Origin of the sequence: Pseudomonas anatoliensis, from assembly GCF_017976235.1 — a bacterium.
Taxonomy (GTDB): domain Bacteria; phylum Pseudomonadota; class Gammaproteobacteria; order Pseudomonadales; family Pseudomonadaceae; genus Aquipseudomonas; species Aquipseudomonas anatoliensis.
Genome location: NZ_JACVHC010000001.1, coordinates 1021530 through 1037474 on the forward strand (window position 1 = coordinate 1021530; position 15945 = coordinate 1037474).

Annotated in this window: 15 protein-coding genes; 6 read left to right on the top strand and 9 right to left on the bottom strand. The window is 57.2% G+C overall.

Going from position 1 to position 15945, the window contains the following annotated elements; genetic code table 11:
- Window positions 1-6: 6 nt before the first annotated feature.
- The 3 genes from ICA16_RS04500 (at window position 7) to ICA16_RS04510 (ending at window position 3158) form a co-directional block, all read left to right on the top strand.
- Complete coding sequence (locus ICA16_RS04500) at window positions 7-1164, top strand: alpha/beta hydrolase family protein (RefSeq protein WP_150603486.1); 1158 nt, start codon at window positions 7-9, stop codon at window positions 1162-1164.
- A gap of 186 nt (window positions 1165-1350) precedes the next feature.
- Window positions 1351-2700: a metal-dependent hydrolase family protein gene (locus tag ICA16_RS04505; RefSeq protein WP_150615635.1), complete on the top strand. Its 1350-nt coding sequence runs from the start codon at window positions 1351-1353 to the stop codon at window positions 2698-2700.
- Between the two features lie 11 nt (window positions 2701-2711).
- Window positions 2712-3158 carry a GlcG/HbpS family heme-binding protein gene (locus tag ICA16_RS04510; protein ID WP_210700043.1) on the top strand — a complete coding sequence of 149 codons (447 nt, stop codon included), beginning with the start codon at window positions 2712-2714 and terminating at the stop codon, window positions 3156-3158.
- Here ICA16_RS04510 and ICA16_RS04515 read toward each other — a convergent pair.
- The 3 genes from ICA16_RS04515 to ICA16_RS04525 form a co-directional block, all read right to left on the bottom strand.
- Window positions 3143-4078, bottom strand: coding sequence for a LysR family transcriptional regulator (locus ICA16_RS04515; RefSeq protein WP_210700044.1), 936 nt, complete (start codon window positions 4076-4078; stop codon window positions 3143-3145). The two genes, ICA16_RS04510 and ICA16_RS04515, sit on opposite strands and share 16 nt — an antisense overlap.
- Before the next feature lie 80 nt (window positions 4079-4158).
- Window positions 4159-6285, bottom strand: coding sequence for a TonB-dependent siderophore receptor (locus tag ICA16_RS04520; protein WP_210700045.1), 2127 nt, complete (start codon window positions 6283-6285; stop codon window positions 4159-4161).
- A gap of 165 nt (window positions 6286-6450) precedes the next feature.
- Window positions 6451-7725: an NTP/NDP exchange transporter gene (locus ICA16_RS04525; protein ID WP_210700046.1), complete on the bottom strand. Its 1275-nt coding sequence runs from the start codon at window positions 7723-7725 to the stop codon at window positions 6451-6453.
- 225 nt (window positions 7726-7950) lie between these two features.
- Between ICA16_RS04525 and ICA16_RS04530 the strand changes: the two genes are divergently transcribed.
- Together ICA16_RS04530 and ICA16_RS04535 are read left to right on the top strand one after the other, a co-directional pair.
- The gene (locus tag ICA16_RS04530) at window positions 7951-8766 is read left to right on the top strand and encodes a DUF1206 domain-containing protein (RefSeq protein ID WP_210700047.1); all 816 of its coding nucleotides are present in this window, start codon (window positions 7951-7953) and stop codon (window positions 8764-8766) included.
- Window positions 8767-8945: 179 nt separating this feature from the next.
- Entirely contained in the window at window positions 8946-10085 is a 1140-nt protein-coding gene (locus tag ICA16_RS04535) for a sensor histidine kinase (RefSeq protein ID WP_210700048.1), read from the top strand.
- A 41-nt stretch (window positions 10086-10126) separates the two neighbouring features.
- Here the strand turns inward: ICA16_RS04535 and ICA16_RS04540 are convergent, their stop codons facing one another.
- The 6 genes from ICA16_RS04540 to ICA16_RS04565 form a co-directional block, all read right to left on the bottom strand.
- Entirely contained in the window at window positions 10127-10564 is a 438-nt protein-coding gene (locus tag ICA16_RS04540) for an SRPBCC family protein (protein WP_210700049.1), read from the bottom strand.
- 65 nt (window positions 10565-10629) lie between these two features.
- The gene (locus ICA16_RS04545; protein ID WP_150603476.1) at window positions 10630-11016 is read right to left on the bottom strand and encodes a nuclear transport factor 2 family protein; all 387 of its coding nucleotides are present in this window, start codon (window positions 11014-11016) and stop codon (window positions 10630-10632) included.
- A 74-nt stretch (window positions 11017-11090) separates the two neighbouring features.
- Window positions 11091-11834, bottom strand: a complete 744-nt coding sequence (locus ICA16_RS04550) for an SDR family oxidoreductase (protein WP_210700050.1) — start codon at window positions 11832-11834, stop codon at window positions 11091-11093.
- 59 nt (window positions 11835-11893) lie between these two features.
- A complete protein-coding gene (locus ICA16_RS04555; RefSeq protein WP_210700051.1) occupies window positions 11894-12997 on the bottom strand; it encodes an alkene reductase in 1104 nt (367 codons plus the stop codon).
- A gap of 92 nt (window positions 12998-13089) precedes the next feature.
- Window positions 13090-14370 carry a cation:dicarboxylate symporter family transporter gene (locus ICA16_RS04560; RefSeq protein ID WP_210700177.1) on the bottom strand — a complete coding sequence of 427 codons (1281 nt, stop codon included), beginning with the start codon at window positions 14368-14370 and terminating at the stop codon, window positions 13090-13092.
- A gap of 113 nt (window positions 14371-14483) precedes the next feature.
- Window positions 14484-14909: a VOC family protein gene (locus ICA16_RS04565; protein WP_210700052.1), complete on the bottom strand. Its 426-nt coding sequence runs from the start codon at window positions 14907-14909 to the stop codon at window positions 14484-14486.
- A gap of 156 nt (window positions 14910-15065) precedes the next feature.
- Between ICA16_RS04565 and ICA16_RS04570 the strand changes: the two genes are divergently transcribed.
- Window positions 15066-15944: a LysR family transcriptional regulator gene (locus tag ICA16_RS04570; protein ID WP_150615648.1), complete on the top strand. Its 879-nt coding sequence runs from the start codon at window positions 15066-15068 to the stop codon at window positions 15942-15944.
- Window position 15945: the final 1 nt, after the last annotated feature.

The window sequence follows — 15945 nt, forward strand, 5'->3', positions numbered from 1 at the left end:
ACAATAATGTTCCGCTACTTCCCGACTAACTACGTGTGGAATCTTTCTGTCGATCTGGCCATTGAAATGGGCGCCCGGATGGGCGAAATCGAAGAAATGTGTGCCCCGCTGCAAGAAGCCGCCAAGCAACCTGACGCCGCCGGCACCCAGGCGTTTCGCGAAACCTGGGCGAAAATGGCCGACAAGCTGTGTGGCCTCGCCGAAGAAGATGAAGGCAATGGCCGGCTGCTTTCCGCCGGCGAAAAATACAGTCGCGCCGCCACCTATTACCTGACGTGCGAACGCTTGCAAGCCCACGGCGCTGCGGGCCGTACCGAACTGTATCAGCGCTTTTTGCAGACCTTCAAACGCGGTATCGAGCTGTCGCGGGAAAACTGTGAACGTGTGGAAATCCCGTATGAAGGCAAACACATTTCCGGCCTGCTGGTTCGTGCTGAAGGGGTGAGCGGCCCCGCGCCGCTGCTGGTTCAGGTCAACGGTCTGGATTCGACCAAAGAGATGAAATACCGCGTCGGCCTGCCGGCCTGGCTGGCCAAACGCGGCGTGTCTTCGCTGATCATCGACCAGCCCGGAACCGGCGAAGCCCTGCGCCTGCACAACCTGATCGCCCGTTATGACAGCGAGCACTGGGCCAGTCGCGTGGTCGACTGGCTGGAAACCCGCAGCGACGTGGATGCCAAGCGCATCGGCCTGGAAGGTGTCTCCCTCGGCGGTTATTACTGCCCGCGCGCGGTGGCCTTCGAGCCGCGGTTTGCCTGCGGCGTGGTCTGGGGTGCGAACCACGACTGGCGCGATGTGCAAAAGCGTCGTCTGGAAAAAGAAGGCAGCTTTCCGGTGCCGCATTACTGGTCGCACGTCAGTTGGGTGTGGGGTGCCAAAGACATTGATGACTTCATGGCCATCGCCGAAAACGTGCATCTGGACGGCATACTGGATCGCATCAAGGTGCCGTTCCTGGTCACCCACGGTGAAAAGGATTCGCAGATCCCGCTGAAGTGGGCGCACCGTACCTACGAACAACTGGTTAATAGCCCGAAACGCGAGCTGAAAATCTTCACTGAGCGTGAGGGCGGTGTGCAGCATTCCAGCTTCGACAACAGCATCAATGCCGGTCAATACATCGCCGACTGGATCGCCGAAACCCTGGGTGGGCGCACCGCCTGATCCGTTGGAACCACGCCCAAAAAAACGCCGGACAATCTTTCGATTCTCCGGCGTTTTTGCGTTTACGGGTTGAACCAGCGGCACCTATTGACGCGATCAATACGCAGGCATCGATGCAATCTGCTGGTTCTGCACCCGCCTGCTCTTTAGCCTCGCTTTGCATAACAATCACAAAGCGAAGACGCCATGACTGCCCTGCATCTGAAATGCCAGACCCTGTTCGACGGCACCGGACTTGAAACCCGCCAACAACAAACCTTGATCGTCGAAAACGGCCTGCTCACTTACGTCGGCCCAACCGCGATGGCACCCTCTCCCCAGCCTGGCGACACACAAGTGGATGCCGGCGACAACTTCGTCATGCCGGGTCTGGTGGATGTGCACACGCATCTGGCCTTTGGTAATGCGCAAAGCGAAGAAGACATTGATCTGTGGACCAGCGACGAGTTTCGCGCACTGCGCGGGATGTTTTTCGCGCAGCACGTACTGGCTGCCGGCGTCACCAGCATGGTCTGCCCCGGCGACAGCGGCCAGCTGAGCATCGCCGTGCGCAATGCCGTCGCCGCCGGTTTGTTTGAAGGCCCACGTATCGCGGCCAGCAGCCGCGTCATCACCAATCGGCAGAGCCTTAACGACTGGTTCCCGAGCCGGGTCGGCGCCCCGGAATACTTCACCGCGCAACTGGTCACCAGCCGCAGCGACGCCCTCGCGGAGATTCGCAAGCAAGCCAAGGATGGGGTCGACCTGATAAAGATCGCCATGGACGGCACCCACCGCCGTCCCAATGGTGAAATCATTGCGGCCTTCACCGCCGACGAAACCTTTGAGATGGTCGAAGAAGCTCATCGCCTGGGCTGCAAAGTCGCCACTCATGCCTACGGTCGCGAGGCCGTGATGTACGCGGCACGCGCAGGGGTCGATCTGGTTTTCCATGCCTTTTATATGGATGACGCATGCATCGAAGCATTGCTTGAGGCCGGCAGCATTCTTGCCCCGACCATGACGTTTCCGCAAAACACTGTGGACTTCTGCCAGCCCCATGACCCGGCGATCAGCACGGGTTATGCGGGTTATTGCGCACGCACACTGGAAGTGGGTTCGGCGGTACTCAAGCGCGCCAAGGCTGCCGGCGTACCCTTTGCCTGCGGCAGTGACAGCGGTTTTGCGGTAACACCGTACGGCGAGTGGCATGCCCGGGAACTGGAGTTGCTGGTGACCCGACTCGGCTTCACACCGGCCGAAGCGTTATACGCCGCAACCGCTGTCGGTGCGCGCTGCATGCCGCGCGGTGAAACCCTCGGCTCGCTGCAAGTGGGCAAGCAGGCAGACTTTCTCTTGCTCGACGGCTCGCCGCTGGATGACATCCGCCTCCTTCAAGACCGGTCACGCATTAAAGCCGTCTATAAATCCGGCCAACCGGTGCGCATGGATCGCAGCCCCTACAACCCTAAACAAGTGTCTGATTTCAACTCGCTGAAATGGACAGATCTCTACACCCGCGACCGCGTTGCCCAACTGGGCAAGTGGACGGTATGAGGACCGATGCCATGCAACGACTCGATTTGCTGACCGCCATGAACATGGCAAGTGAAGCCATGCGCTTCGCTCGGAACACCGGGATCAAACCTCTGGGCGTCGCCGTACTGGACGCCGCAGGCCATCCACTGGCGGTTCTGCGTGACGAGCACGCGACATTTCTGCGCCCACAAATCGCCACCGGCAAGGCGCGCGGTTGCCTGGGCATGGGTTTTGGAGGACGTGAGCTGGCACGACGTGCGCAGGCCATGCCGGCATTTTTCGATGCTATCAACAGTTTGACCGGCGGTGAGGTGATTCCGGTGGCGGGCGGCGTGCTGATCCGTAATGTCGAGGGCTTAATTCTCGGTGCCATCGGCATCAGCGGCGATACCTCGGACAACGACGAACGCTGTGCATTACACGCAATCACCAAGGCAGGACTTGTGGCCGACAGCGGTGATCAGGTCCCCGGCTGATCGAGCAGCACGGCCTGCTCCAGTAGCAGGCCGCGAAACCATTGCATGGCCGGGTCATGTTCTTGATAGGGATGCCATTGCAGGACTTGCTCAGCCTGCGGAAACGCCAGCGGTGCCGGGTGAATGCGCAACGGGAAACGCTGTGCAAAGCGCTGCGCCTGCCGTTGGAACACGGTGGCGATGCGCGCAGTGCCGACAATAAATTCCGGCATCAGTACAAAGCTTTCAACAGTCACCGCGTCACGCCTTTCAATGCCCAGTTCATGCAGGTGCACGGCGTCCATTGCCAGGTTGCGCCCGTCGGCAAACTCGCGCACGACGTGCTCCGCGGCGCAATAGTCGGCCAGGCTGAGGCCTTCGGCAAACTGCGGGTGCTGCGCGCAGACGATGCAACAGAGTTGGTCAGTCATCAGCGGCATCTGCGAGTACGCGGGATTCACGCGTTGCCGCGGCACGATCACACAATCACTGCGCCGATAGTCGAGCGCCTCGCTGACGACATCACCGTCGCGCGGCAGCGGCATGTCCCGCAGGCTCAGACGAACGCCCGGAGCGATATGCGCCAATTCACGGCTGACAGCCGAAAACAGCACGTCCGCCACGTAATCGGAGGCCACCAACGTGATGTGCCGATTGCACTGGGCCGGGTCGAAATTCAGCGGTGCATCGACGATTTCCCGCGTCAGAGCCAAGGCCGCACGCACCTTCGGCAATAACTCCAGGCCCAACGCCGTTGGCTCCAGACGCCGCCCCACTTGCACCAGTAACGGGTCGTTAAAATGTTCACGCAAACGCCCGAGTGCCGAACTGGTGGCCGACTGCCCCAGACACAGACGCTCGGCCGCCCTGCTCACACTGCACTCACTCAGCAAGGCATCCAGCGCAACCAACAGGTTCAGGTCGAGGCGTCTATATCGCATGCGGAGTCCGCTGAAGGTTTTGGATCAGTATTCTCCCGTCCTGCGGGCATGATTAACAGCGCTTCATTTCACCGAATCGTCTACAGAGTGTAAGAAACACCCACTTGAACTGTTCTCGGTTCACCAGGGTACGCGTAGACATTACCAAAGGCGCCTTCTTCATAGTCCCGGTCGAAGACATTCTTCACATCAAGGTTAAGCCTGACCTTATCGTTGATCTTGTAGAAGCTGAGCAAATCGACAACGGTGTAACTGCCCATCGAAAACGCCGTGTTAGCGGTCTGGCCCGCACGTTCGGCAACGTATTTACTGCCCATCCCCAAACCCAGGCCCTTCAGATTGCCATCCTGGAATTCATAAACGTTGAGCAGGCTGAAGCTGTTCTTCGGAATGTTCATCAGTCGTGTGCCCGACTGAATTACATTGTCCTTGGTGACCTCGGCGTCCACATAGGCATAACCGCCAATCACCCGCCACTCTGGGGTTAGGTTGCCTGCGACGTTGAGATCAAAGCCACGGCTGCGTACCTCGCCGGCCGCCACGCTGAAAGTGGAGTCCACGGGATCGGTGGTGAGGACGTTGCGTTTTTCAATCTGGTAGATCGCCGCGTCAACACTCAACTGGCGATCCAGCGCTTCCCATTTGATCCCCATCTCATAAGACTTGCCCTTTTCCGGCTCAAAACCGCCACCCTGCCGACTCGCGCCGGTATTAGGTTTGAATGAGCGCGCGGTATTGGCGTACACCGCTACGGTATCGGTAAGGTCATAAAGTACTCCGAGACGTGGGGTCACCGCATTGTCGCTTGCCTCCCAGCTTTTGCCGCCCGGTACATAGGTTTCATAGTCATGCTCGAAACGCTCGAAACGGGCGCCCGCCAAAACTTTCAGGCGCTCGGTCAATGCCACTTGATCCTGGACGAAGGCGGCGTAGGTCTTGAGATTTTCCTTGTCGTGGGTCGGCGTGCGGGTCAGGGCTGGACGAGGCTGACCATACACCGGATTGAAGATATCAATCGGGTAAGCACTTACTGCGCCGCTGGAACGTTGGATGATGGACTTGTAGTCGTAATCTTCGTACTCGATTCCGGTCAGCAGCGTGTGATCGAAACCACCGGTTGAAAAATGTCCGGTGAGGTTCAGCTGGGTGTCCTTGTCCGTCCACTCCAGTTTGCGATAGTTGAAGTTGCGCCCCAGCGTGCGCCCGTCGGCAGCGACGCCATTCGCTTCAATGGCATTGCCCTGCAAGGTGCCGTCGAGCCATTGGAAACCACCGCCCAACGTCCAGTTATCGCTTAGCAGATGTTCGAAACGCAGCTGCGCCATGTTGTTGTCGTTGTGCAATTTGCCAACGTTTTTTTCGCCAAAGAAAGTATCGCGAGACGCGGTGCCAATCTGCTTCGGATAGCGCGTCACGCCACGATCCAGCGGGTGATTATTGCGCATGAAATCGCCCTCGAAGATCACCTTGGTATCGTCGTTGGCCTGCCAGGAAATAACCGGTGTCACACCATAGCGTTCGGTTTCAACATGATCACGGAAGGTATCGCCGCCTTCTCCCACCACATTTAAGCGATAGGCCAGTCGGCCTTCTTCGTCGAGCGGGCCGGACGCATCCAGCGTGCCACGCTTCATTCCCTGATCATCGAGTTGGCTGCCCAGGGTCACGGTGCGCTCCGTCAAAGGCTGTTTGGAGACCACATTGAACGTGCCACCCGGATCACCCCGGCCATAGAGAGTAGTGGCCGGGCCTCGCAGTACTTCAAGACGCTCGATGGTGTTCGCATCCGGCATGTTCGGATAACCACGGTTGATCGGGAAACCGTTGCGATAGAACTCGCCCGTGGTAAATCCACGCACCGTGAAAGTAGTCAGTCCCTGGCCACCGAAGTTATTGGCCCGTCCTACCCCGCCAGCGTAATCAAGCGCGTCCTGAAGGCGAGTCGCGCCGATGTCTTCGACAGCATCTTTGGTCACCACGCTGAGTGACTGCGGTGTCTCATGAATCGACGTGTCGGTTCGCGTTGCACTGGCAGAACGCGTTGCGCGGTAGCCCTTCACCGGGCCTTGGGGGGCTTCGTACTCGGAAGTACCGACGATGTCAGTCGCCTGCAACTCCAGAACGGTTGTATCGGATGTCGCCTGCTCCGCCCAAGAGGAAGCGGAAAACGCCTGAAGCACACAGATGGAAACCAGAGTACGACGCATCGAGGAAGCCTTGAGGAAATAGCCAAATGGGACGGCATACGTGCCAATAATTCGCGGGGGATGATATATGACATTGCGAGTGTTTGATACGTATTCGCATTTGTATTCTTCAACGCCGATTGGGGTGCAACGAACCCTCCGCCAGATGATCGAGCAGCGACTCTTTCACGATGACGAGGCGTTCAGCGTTGCCTTTTGCCGCTGCCGTCTGGCTAACCAGAAGCAAAGGACGCTCCAAAGCCCTGCCACGGGCACAATAAATACTGCCACCAATCCAAACCCGGCGCCCACTGCCGTCAACCCGACGGACAGCCAGCCACTGGCGGCGTCTCCGCCTCGATACACCAGCGTCTCGATGACATTCTTGGCTTTGTACTTTTCCTCACGGCTGACCACCGTCCAGAGCACTTCCCGCGCCGGGCGCACAACGGCAAATTCGATAGCGCGGCGCAAACCTTGCGCCAGCGCCACCGTGGCCGGCACCGGTGCCAATGCCATCGCAGTGAAAGCCACGATGGTCGCCACGGGCAATGCGACCAGTGCCCCGCCGACGCCAACGAGGCGGATCAACGGCCCGGTCAGCAATAGTTGAAAGATCAGGGTCAGCGCCGACACGATCAGATCGACGACAGCAAAAAACTGCGTCCTGCTGGCCACGTCCGAGTAACTGCCAGCGACTATCCGGCCCTGCTCGAAATACAGGAAAGTCGCGGCAGTCGTGTGCAGCAGCATGAATAGCACTAGCCCTAGCAGATAGGGCGAGCGTGTGATCAGCGTGATGCCCGCAAGCATGCTGCCGCCCATCTCTCGTTCAGCCGTTATCGGGCCGGCAGACTGCGTGTCAGTCCGGGACAACAGTCCCCGATAGCATCGCACCGCCAATTCCAGCAGGACCGCCGCTGCAAAGGTCAACGCTATCGGGCCAAGCTTTGTTGCCATGGTCGCTGCCAGCAGAGGGCCGACGAACGTACCCAGGGTTCCTCCCGCCGCAATGAAACCGAACAGACGCAACCCCTGTGCGCTGGAAAACCGGTCGACCAGTACGCTCCAGAAAATCGAAACGATGAACAGGTTGTAGATACTGATCCAGACGAAAAACACCTGCCCCACCTGGACCGGCGCAACCCTGTTGGCAATCAACACGCCAAACACCAGCATCGACAAGGCGACGAAGCGATAGATCAACGGCACAAAACGCGTGGCGGGCAGCCGCGAAACCAGTGCGCCGAACAGCGGAACCATCAGCAGCATCACCAGAAAAGTCGCGGTGAACAGCCACTGCAACTTGTCTGCACCGCCCTCCAGCCCCAGCGCATCACGCAATGGGCGCACGAGGTAATAGCTCGCCAGAACGCAGAAATGGAAGGCGAAACCCAGTAACAGTGTGGCCCTTTCGCCAGGCGAGACGTTTGGCCACATGAGGTTTATCGCTCGCATCATTGCTTAGGACCTTTGGTTGTGTACAAACGACTAGCGATAAACATTGAATACTCTTCTGAGCAAGCCATAGGGTCTTCAGTCAACACGCAATATGTGCACACTTCGGCAATCGCATTAACAGAACACGGTCAGGTTTCCCCAATCAACCCTTCAACGTGCTTTATCGAACCCCTGCTGCAGCGGCGGGTCTGCTCGTATACACCTTCTCTGTTTGGAAATATTTCAATGCTTGCCCAACACACCCTTGTTCTGCTCGCGCGCTGCGGCTATGTCGCTCGGGGCGTTCTGTATCTGATCATCGGGATATTCGCGCTGCTGGCGGCTCAAGACGCTACGAAACCAAAAGACAGTCATAAAAGTCTCGAGGCGTTGTTAAGCCAGCCGTTCGGCTACGTACTAGTAGGGCTGGTGGTGGCCGGCCTACTCGCCTTCGCTGCATGGCGGGTGTTGCAAGCCGTTCGCGACGTTGATCATCACGGTACCGAACTCAAGGGCCTCGTTATTCGTGCAGGTTTGTTCGCGGGAGGTCTGGTCAATGGCGCGCTGGCGGTTTTTGCATTGGGCCTGCTTGTCAGTGGTGCTGGCAGCTCGGGTAATTCCGGTGATGGCAAGACCAAGGATCTGCTGGCACATCTTTTGTCGTTCGAACATTCAAACCTGCTGGTCTACCTAGTGGCGCTAGTGCCGTTAGGTGTCGGCATTGCGCACATCATCAAAGGCTGGAAAGCGTCGTTCGAGAAGTACTTTGAGGCTGACGAAGATGTGATGCGCTATATCCGCCCTGTGGCGCAATTCGGATTGATTGCCCGAGGCGTCGTGTTTATCGAGATTGCACTGCTGATGGCGATCAGCGGATCTCTTTATAAAGCCACCAATCCCCCGGGCATGAAGGAAGCCCTTGATGCGCTGCAAAACATGCCTTTTGGCGGTTTGATTCTGATGGTGATGGCGTTGGGATTGATCGCATTCTCGGTTTACAGTTTCTCCGAAGGTGCCTGGCGCAAGATAAACATGGATGTGCCGGGGGTAGATAAGCGCTAGCGGCAAAGTGAATGCTGCCCTGTAAGGCGAGCGCCCAAGTAACGCATAGCGGAATCAGCGTTCAGGGCGCTACGTTTGATAGGACAGCGCAGCAAAACAGCAAATCCGTGTTCTACTTCACGTTGCGGCTTCCCCATCTTTCCTGTCTGGAACTCGCGCTCCTGACCAGGATCACGAACATGCGACTGTCCGACTTCATCACCACCAACCTCGAGCCGATTCTGCAGGACTGGGAAGATTTTGCGCGAACGATAGAAACGCCCGGCGCACCGCTGGACACAGAAGCGCTGCGTGATCATGCCGAACAGATGCTCCACGCCATCGTGCTCGATTTGCGGACTAAACAGACTGCAAAAGAACAACTGGCGAAGGCACATGGCAATGCCCCGTCAAATGACTCCGAAACGCCAGCGGAAACCCACGCAGTCACGCGGCTGATGGCAGGGTTCACGATCGATCAGATGGTCTCTGAATATCGTGCGCTCAGAGCCAGCGTCCTCGGTCAGTGGTCAAAACAGATCAAGGCCGGCACGCCACTCGACGTGGATGACATGACAAGGTTTCATGAAGCAATTGACCAGGCCCTCGCCGAGTCAATTGCAAGCTATTCACGAGCCGTCGAAGCGTCACGGAACATATTTCTGGGCATCCTTGGCCATGATCTGAGAACCCCGCTTGGCGCTATCTTGCTCGGCGCCGACATGTTGAGGCGCTCAGAAGACATCGGCCCCAAGGCCACGAAGATCTCGACGCAAATTTACACCAGCGTCAAACGTGCCAGTCAGATCGTCGGCGACCTGCTGGATTTGACACGCTGCCAGATGGGCCCGGGCATACCGGTTAAACGGGAACGCCTGGATTTGTTGCCTGTGTGCGAGCGCATCGTTGATGAAATCCGGGCGTTTCACCCTGATGCGGATATTCTCTTGCAGACAAAAACATCCTGTGTGGGGGACTTCGATGGCGCACGGATGGAGCAGGTTCTTTCCAACCTGATCGGCAATGCCGTACAGCATGGCGATAACCAGCAGCCAGTGACCGTCACTCTGGTCGCCGCTGAAGAGAATGTGATCTTCACCGTGCATAACAGCGGTGAGCACATTCCAGATGACGTGATCCCGTTCATCTTCAACCCGATGGGTCGTTTTTCTCAGCACTCGATTATCGACCATGGCCCTACTGAAGGCTTGGGGCTGGGATTGTTTATTGCCTCAGAGATCGTTACATCGCACTGCGGTGTTATCGAGGTCATTTCGAATCCGGAAAGTGGTACTACCTTCGTCGTCACGGTTGCGAAGCTTCATCGCAAAGAACAATGATGCCTGCATCTGCAGCACATGACGCTAACGGCTATCTCCCATCATTGAACAACAAACGCCTGCAACCCCTCGTGACCATCAACGATCAGCTTTCGAATCAACGCCTGATAGTGCTCGGCGGTATTCGGTTCTTGCAGATCGAAACTTGCAGACCAGGTAACGAGGGTTCTGTTCTGCCCCGTCAAAGCCACCAAGCGAACCGATGCCACATAGTTGTCGAGAGGCAGCGGCGCTTGCTCAAAACGGTAGGCCAGCATTAACGCGCGGTCATCGACTGACAACAACCGCTCCGTGACCACCGCACCATCAGCCAGCGTGAGTTTGCGCACGCAGCCCACTAACCCGTCAGGCCCGCCGCTTTCGATGTTGCTTTGAACAATCGCGGGATGCCATTTGTGAATCTCGCCAAACTTCTTCACCACGCTCCAGACGCGTTGTGCCTCGCTGTCCATGACAGCGGAAAATTCAACCATCGGCATTGTATAGATCCTTAAAAAGACAACTGGCCGATCCCGGCATCAAGCGAGCCGGGATCGGTCGACATTTACACGTCGAACTGGTGATACACCTTGGCGATAACCTTCCAGACGCCGTCGATTTTGATCAGGGTCAGGTAGTCGTTGTAGTCAGCGCCGATCGCGTCCTTTTCCATATCAACGCGCACTACCGCAGTCGTTGGAGTAATCGCCAACACGTCGAGTCGAGTGGTGATATCCGGCGCAGCGCCGTTCTTTTGCACGAAATCAAACAGGTTTTTGATCGGACCGCCGAGCAGTTCGCCATTGGTGAAGCCGTACATCACGGCGTCTTTATGGAAGGCCTGGGCAACGCTATCAGCGCTACCGACCCGCAGACCTTCGACGTACTGACTGGCAGTGGCGATGACCGCGTTGTAATCAGCGGTCGGTACGGCTTTGATGTTTGTAGACATGACGTTTTCCTTTCTGTGATGGAGCGGTCCAGCGTTCTGATCTGAAGCGCTGGAGGGAAGGTTCGGCCCAGGCGTCACCAATCCTGACGAGTGGGCGAGATGACCAGGTCGTTGACGGTTACGTTTTCAGGCTGGTTGAGTGCGTAAATGACGGCTCGGGCGATATCGTCGGGCGCGATGGCAATCTTGTTGAGCGCCTGAGCGGCCTTGCGCCCTTCTGGATCACTGACCTTGTCTGCCCAGCCGGTATTGATGACTCCGGGGCTGACCGTGTTGACGCGGATGCCGTGCTGAACGCCCAGTTCCTTGCGCATCGATTCGGTCATGGCCTGGACAAAGAATTTGGTGGCGCTGTACACGCCTGCCGCTGGCCCGACCTGATGGCCGGCAACGGAATCCATATTGAGGATCTGGCCGGACTTGTGCGCCAGCATCAACGGCAGCACCGCGGCGATTGAGTTGAGATAGCCTTTGATGTTCACGTCGATCATCTTTTCCCAATCCTGCACGGCCAGATCGACCCAGTTGGAAAAAAGCATCAGCCCGGCGTTGTTCACCAGAATGTCGACGGTGCCGTAGGTTTGCTGGGCAAACCTGGCGAGTGCCTGGGTTTGATCCGGCTGGGTCACGTCAGTGGTGAAAGCAACAACCTCATTGCCAGCTTCGCGCAGTTGCGCGACGAAGGACTCCAGACCCTTTTCATCCAGTGCGGCAGCAACCACACGCACGCCTTGTGCAGCCAGCGCACGGGTGGTTGCCGCGCCAATACCAGACGATGCGCCGGTGACGATGGCGACTTTGTTTTGCAGATAATTCATGTTCTTTGCCTCTTTGCGGTGAATGCTGTTGCACCGTGCTTGATGCGCAAGGTTGCTACTCAGGCGCTAGCGGTAGGCCAATCGATGTAGCCTTTGGCGCCTCCGCCGTAGTAACTCTCGCGTGGGGCGATGGTCAGCTCGATACCGCGGCGCAAGCGCTCTACCAGATCCGGGTTGGAAATAAACAAACGACCAAATGCCACTGCATCGATCCGGCCTTGGGCCCGACGCTCGAGCGCCATTTGCAGGTCGTAGTTGTTGTTGCCAATGAACGCGCCTTCAAACTGCGCACTCAGAGCGTCCAGGTCCACGCCTTCGGGGACCGTGCGGGATGTGGCAGTAGCGCCTTCAACGAAATGCAGGTAGGCCAGATCGAATTGATTGAGCTGCTGAATCAGGTAACCGTAAGTCGCCATGACGTTGCTGTCGGGGGGCGTATTCCCCGCATCGGGTGTTACTGGCGAAAGGCGAATACCGACCCGGTCGCTGCCCCAGATCGAAACCACGGCCTCGGTGACTTCCAGCGTCAGTCGAGCGCGGTTTTCGATTGAGCCGCCGTAGCGGTCAGTGCGCTGATTGGTCGAGTCGCGCAGGAACTGATCGAGCAGATAGCTGTTGGCCGAATGCACTTCCACACCATCGAACCCTGCCCGCTTGGCATTCTGCGCAGCCCGTTTGTATTGCTCGATGATCCCCGGGATCTCCGAAGTCTCCAGCGCGCGAGGCATCGACACCTCGACAAAGCCTTTTTCGGTGTATGTGCTGCCTTCAGCCTTGATTGCCGAAGGTGCTACAGGCGCGGCGCCGTCAGGCTGCAACTCGACACTGGAAAAACGCCCGACGTGCCACAACTGGCTGACGATTTTGCCGCCGGCCGCGTGCACGGCGTCGGTGACTTTTTTCCACCCGGCGACCTGCTCTTGCGACCAGATACCCGGCGTCATGGCATAGCCGCGCCCCTGAGCAGAAATGTTCGTCGCTTCGGCGATGATCAAGCCTGCGCTGGCGCGCTGGGCGTAATAAGTGGCGTGCATCTCATTCGGTACACCGTCGTCAGCCATTCGGCTACGTGTCACGGGGGCCATGACAATGCGGTTAGCCAATTGCAGCGCGCCCATGTTCGTGGGCGAAAAAAGATCAGTGTCAAAAGCTGTATCAGTCATAAAATCTCCAGACCAATAGACCGGTCGTCTAGTTAATAAGTAAAAAAAAACGCCCCAATGCCAGCAGGCGCTTACTCGTGATAAGTGCTGTTTCAAAGGCGGCTGTTTATCGCATGGTTGGCCGCAGCTGCTGGTTGAGTACGTGAAGGCTCCAGTGCAACCCTCTCCCACTTGGCGATCACCAGTGGTGCGATGGCGTTGCCCAATACGTTCAGCGTGGTGGTGCCGCTGTCGATAATCCTGAAAATGCCGGCGATCAACGCCACGCCCTCTAATGGCAACCCGGCAGACGCCAATGTTGCGGACAAGATGATGATGGCAAAACCTGGCACCCCTGCCGCGCCCTTCGACGTCAGCACCATCGTCACCACCAGCAAAATCTGTTGAGACAGCGACAGGTCGATGCCGTAGAGCTGCGCCACAAAGATTGTCGCCACCCCAAGGAAAATCGATGCGCCATCCAGATTAAACGCATAACCGACCGGCACCACGAAGCTGACGATCCGCCGCGGCACGCCATAGTTCTCCAGGCGGGTCATCAACTGCGGCATGACGGCGGCTGAGGCGGCACTCGAAAACGCCAGAATCAACTCATTACGGAAGTAGCGGATCAACTTGAAAATGTTTTCACCAATCAAGTAGCAGATACCGCCGAGTATCACTAACGCGAAGACAATCAGCGCCAGATAAACCACCCCGATCAACTTGAGCAAGGGCAACAGCGAAGCAAAGCCAAAGGTCGCGACAGTGGCACCAATCATGCCGAACACGCCGATGGGCGCGTAGGCCATGACGATCGAGACAACCTTGAACATCGCATCCGAAATACTCTGTACAACCGCGATTGCCGGCGCACTTTTTTTTCTCGGCAGCGCATTCAATGCCAGACCAAACAGCACGGCGAAAAACAATACTGACAGCAGCTTGGCTTCCGACATTGCCACCAAGACGTTGTCCGGCACGATGTTCTGCAAAATCACCAACGCGCCTTTGGACGGCTCCATGCTGATCGCCGCCGTACTGTGCGAAATACCGGAAATGTCGGTGCCTTTACCCGGCTCGAAGACGTTGGCGAAGCACAAGCCAATCACAATGGCCAATGCGGTAATCGCAAAAAAATACCCCAGCGACTTGATACCCATGCGGCCAAACGACTTGTTATCGCCACCGCCGGCAATGCCCAAAATCATGCAACAGAACACGATCGGTACAACCACCATCTTCATCATCTTGATAAAGATGTCACCGAGCGGTTTGAGAATCTCCCCGCTCACCCAAGTTTGATATTGCGGATGCGTATTGAAGTACCAACCGACAAGCACGCCAAGCAACAGCCCGGCAACGATTTGCCACACCAAGGGAATACGTTTCATGTCTAGCCTTCTTGTTGGAATGAAAGGTCTGCGTCTATTCGCAGTTGCTAGAGTCATGAGCTTCCAGCTCACTTGAGATCAAATGGCACAACGCTGTTGTGCCATCAGCGTTGTTACTTGGCGAAGAGCTGGCTCATGTCCTTGAAGGCCTTGAATTCGAGTGCATTACCGCAAGGATCAAACAGGAACATGGTCGCTTGCTCACCGACCTGCCCTTTAAAGCGAATGTACGGCTTGATGACGAACTCGGTACCAAACGACTTCAGACGCTCGGCCAGTGCTTCCCATTGCTCCCAACCCAAAATGATGCCGAAGTGCGGAACCGGAACGTCGTGCCCGTCGACCGGGTTGCTATGCACGCTTTCCTGAGAAACGGTTTTGGGATGCTCGTGAATCACCAATTGGTGACCATAAAAATCAAAATCGACCCACTGGGTACTGGAACGCCCTTCTTCAAGACCAAAGACCTCACCATAAAAGGTGCGCGCAGCAGCCAGGTCGTAAACAGGGATTGCGAGATGGAATGGCGAGAGGCTCATCAGAACTCCAGTAATATTTTTTGTTGATTGGCGAACATTCCCACCGTCATTGGCTCTCTGGGTTCAGCCGTTGCCGGGGATGGGAAACATCCTAGGGCGGAAAACCAAACATAAAAATCAATATATATTTCTCAGAAACACAATTAATATTTGTGAATGATCAAAGAACTCAAGACACTTATCGCCGTGGCGCGCGAAGGCACGTTTGCCGCAGCCGGCAACAAGATCGGCCTGACGCAGGCCGCCGTGAGCGCGCAGATCCAACGCCTGGAGGCTGAACTCGGCTTCGAGATTTTCGACAGGAAAGGCCGCTCGGCCCATCTCAACAAAATGGGTCACCAGATACTCCTGCAAGCGCAGGAGCTGCTCAGGCTTTACGAGAATCTGGGCTCCACGACGGCAGGACAACCGGCAAGCGTGCTGGTCAACATTGGCGCCATCGCGTCGGTGCAGCGTTCCTGTTTGCCTGATGCGTTGGCCAGGTTTCACCAACAATGTCCGCAGTGCCGCACTCGTGTTATTCCGGGACTGTCGATGGAGTTGGTGAACCTCGTTGACGCCGGCGAGATCGACATGGCCGCCATCATCCGCCCGCCCTTCTCGCTTCAGAGTGACCTGCGCTGGACGACGCTGGCGCTTGAGCCCTACCGTCTGATCGTGCCCCGCGAAGTGGAGGGAGACGACTGGTCGGAGCTGCTGTCCAGCCAGCCATTCATTCGCTACGACCGATCATCTTTCGGCGGCAGGCAAGTCGACCGTTTTCTGCGGCAGATGCATTTCACCCTGCACGAAGTCTGCGAACTGGATGAGCTGGAGGCCATCATCAAACTGGTCGAAAACGGCGTGGGGGTTGCGCTGGTACCGCAGACAACACCCAAGCCGGAATGGCCGGCAGGCGTTCGCGCAATTGACCTGGGCCCCCACACCTTCCACCGCGATATCGGGCTTGTTCATCGTTCTCGCCGAAGCTTTACCGAACCGGTGCGGATGCTGGCGGAGCTGATCAGCGATCAATTCAAGGGTGGCTTGACCTGAC

Bases quoted from the DNA above. Each gene is read 5' to 3' on its own strand.
- ICA16_RS04530 (WP_210700047.1), top strand. From the start codon at position 7,951: ATGCTTGCCCAACACACCCTTGTTCTGCTCGCGCGCTGCGGCTATGTC.
- ICA16_RS04550 (WP_210700050.1), bottom strand. From the start codon at position 11,834: ATGAATTATCTGCAAAACAAAGTCGCCATCGTCACCGGCGCATCGTCT.
- ICA16_RS04510 (WP_210700043.1), top strand. From the start codon at position 2,712: ATGCAACGACTCGATTTGCTGACCGCCATGAACATGGCAAGTGAAGCC.
- ICA16_RS04515 (WP_210700044.1), bottom strand. From the start codon at position 4,078: ATGCGATATAGACGCCTCGACCTGAACCTGTTGGTTGCGCTGGATGCC.
- ICA16_RS04500 (WP_150603486.1), top strand. From the start codon at position 7: ATGTTCCGCTACTTCCCGACTAACTACGTGTGGAATCTTTCTGTCGAT.
- ICA16_RS04555 (WP_210700051.1), bottom strand. From the start codon at position 12,997: ATGACTGATACAGCTTTTGACACTGATCTTTTTTCGCCCACGAACATG.
- ICA16_RS04565 (WP_210700052.1), bottom strand. From the start codon at position 14,909: ATGAGCCTCTCGCCATTCCATCTCGCAATCCCTGTTTACGACCTGGCT.
- ICA16_RS04545 (WP_150603476.1), bottom strand. From the start codon at position 11,016: ATGTCTACAAACATCAAAGCCGTACCGACCGCTGATTACAACGCGGTC.
- ICA16_RS04525 (WP_210700046.1), bottom strand. From the start codon at position 7,725: ATGATGCGAGCGATAAACCTCATGTGGCCAAACGTCTCGCCTGGCGAA.
- ICA16_RS04535 (WP_210700048.1), top strand. From the start codon at position 8,946: ATGCGACTGTCCGACTTCATCACCACCAACCTCGAGCCGATTCTGCAG.
- ICA16_RS04520 (WP_210700045.1), bottom strand. From the start codon at position 6,285: ATGCGTCGTACTCTGGTTTCCATCTGTGTGCTTCAGGCGTTTTCCGCT.
- ICA16_RS04540 (WP_210700049.1), bottom strand. From the start codon at position 10,564: ATGCCGATGGTTGAATTTTCCGCTGTCATGGACAGCGAGGCACAACGC.
- ICA16_RS04505 (WP_150615635.1), top strand. From the start codon at position 1,351: ATGACTGCCCTGCATCTGAAATGCCAGACCCTGTTCGACGGCACCGGA.
- ICA16_RS04570 (WP_150615648.1), top strand. From the start codon at position 15,066: ATGATCAAAGAACTCAAGACACTTATCGCCGTGGCGCGCGAAGGCACG.
- ICA16_RS04560 (WP_210700177.1), bottom strand. From the start codon at position 14,370: ATGAAACGTATTCCCTTGGTGTGGCAAATCGTTGCCGGGCTGTTGCTT.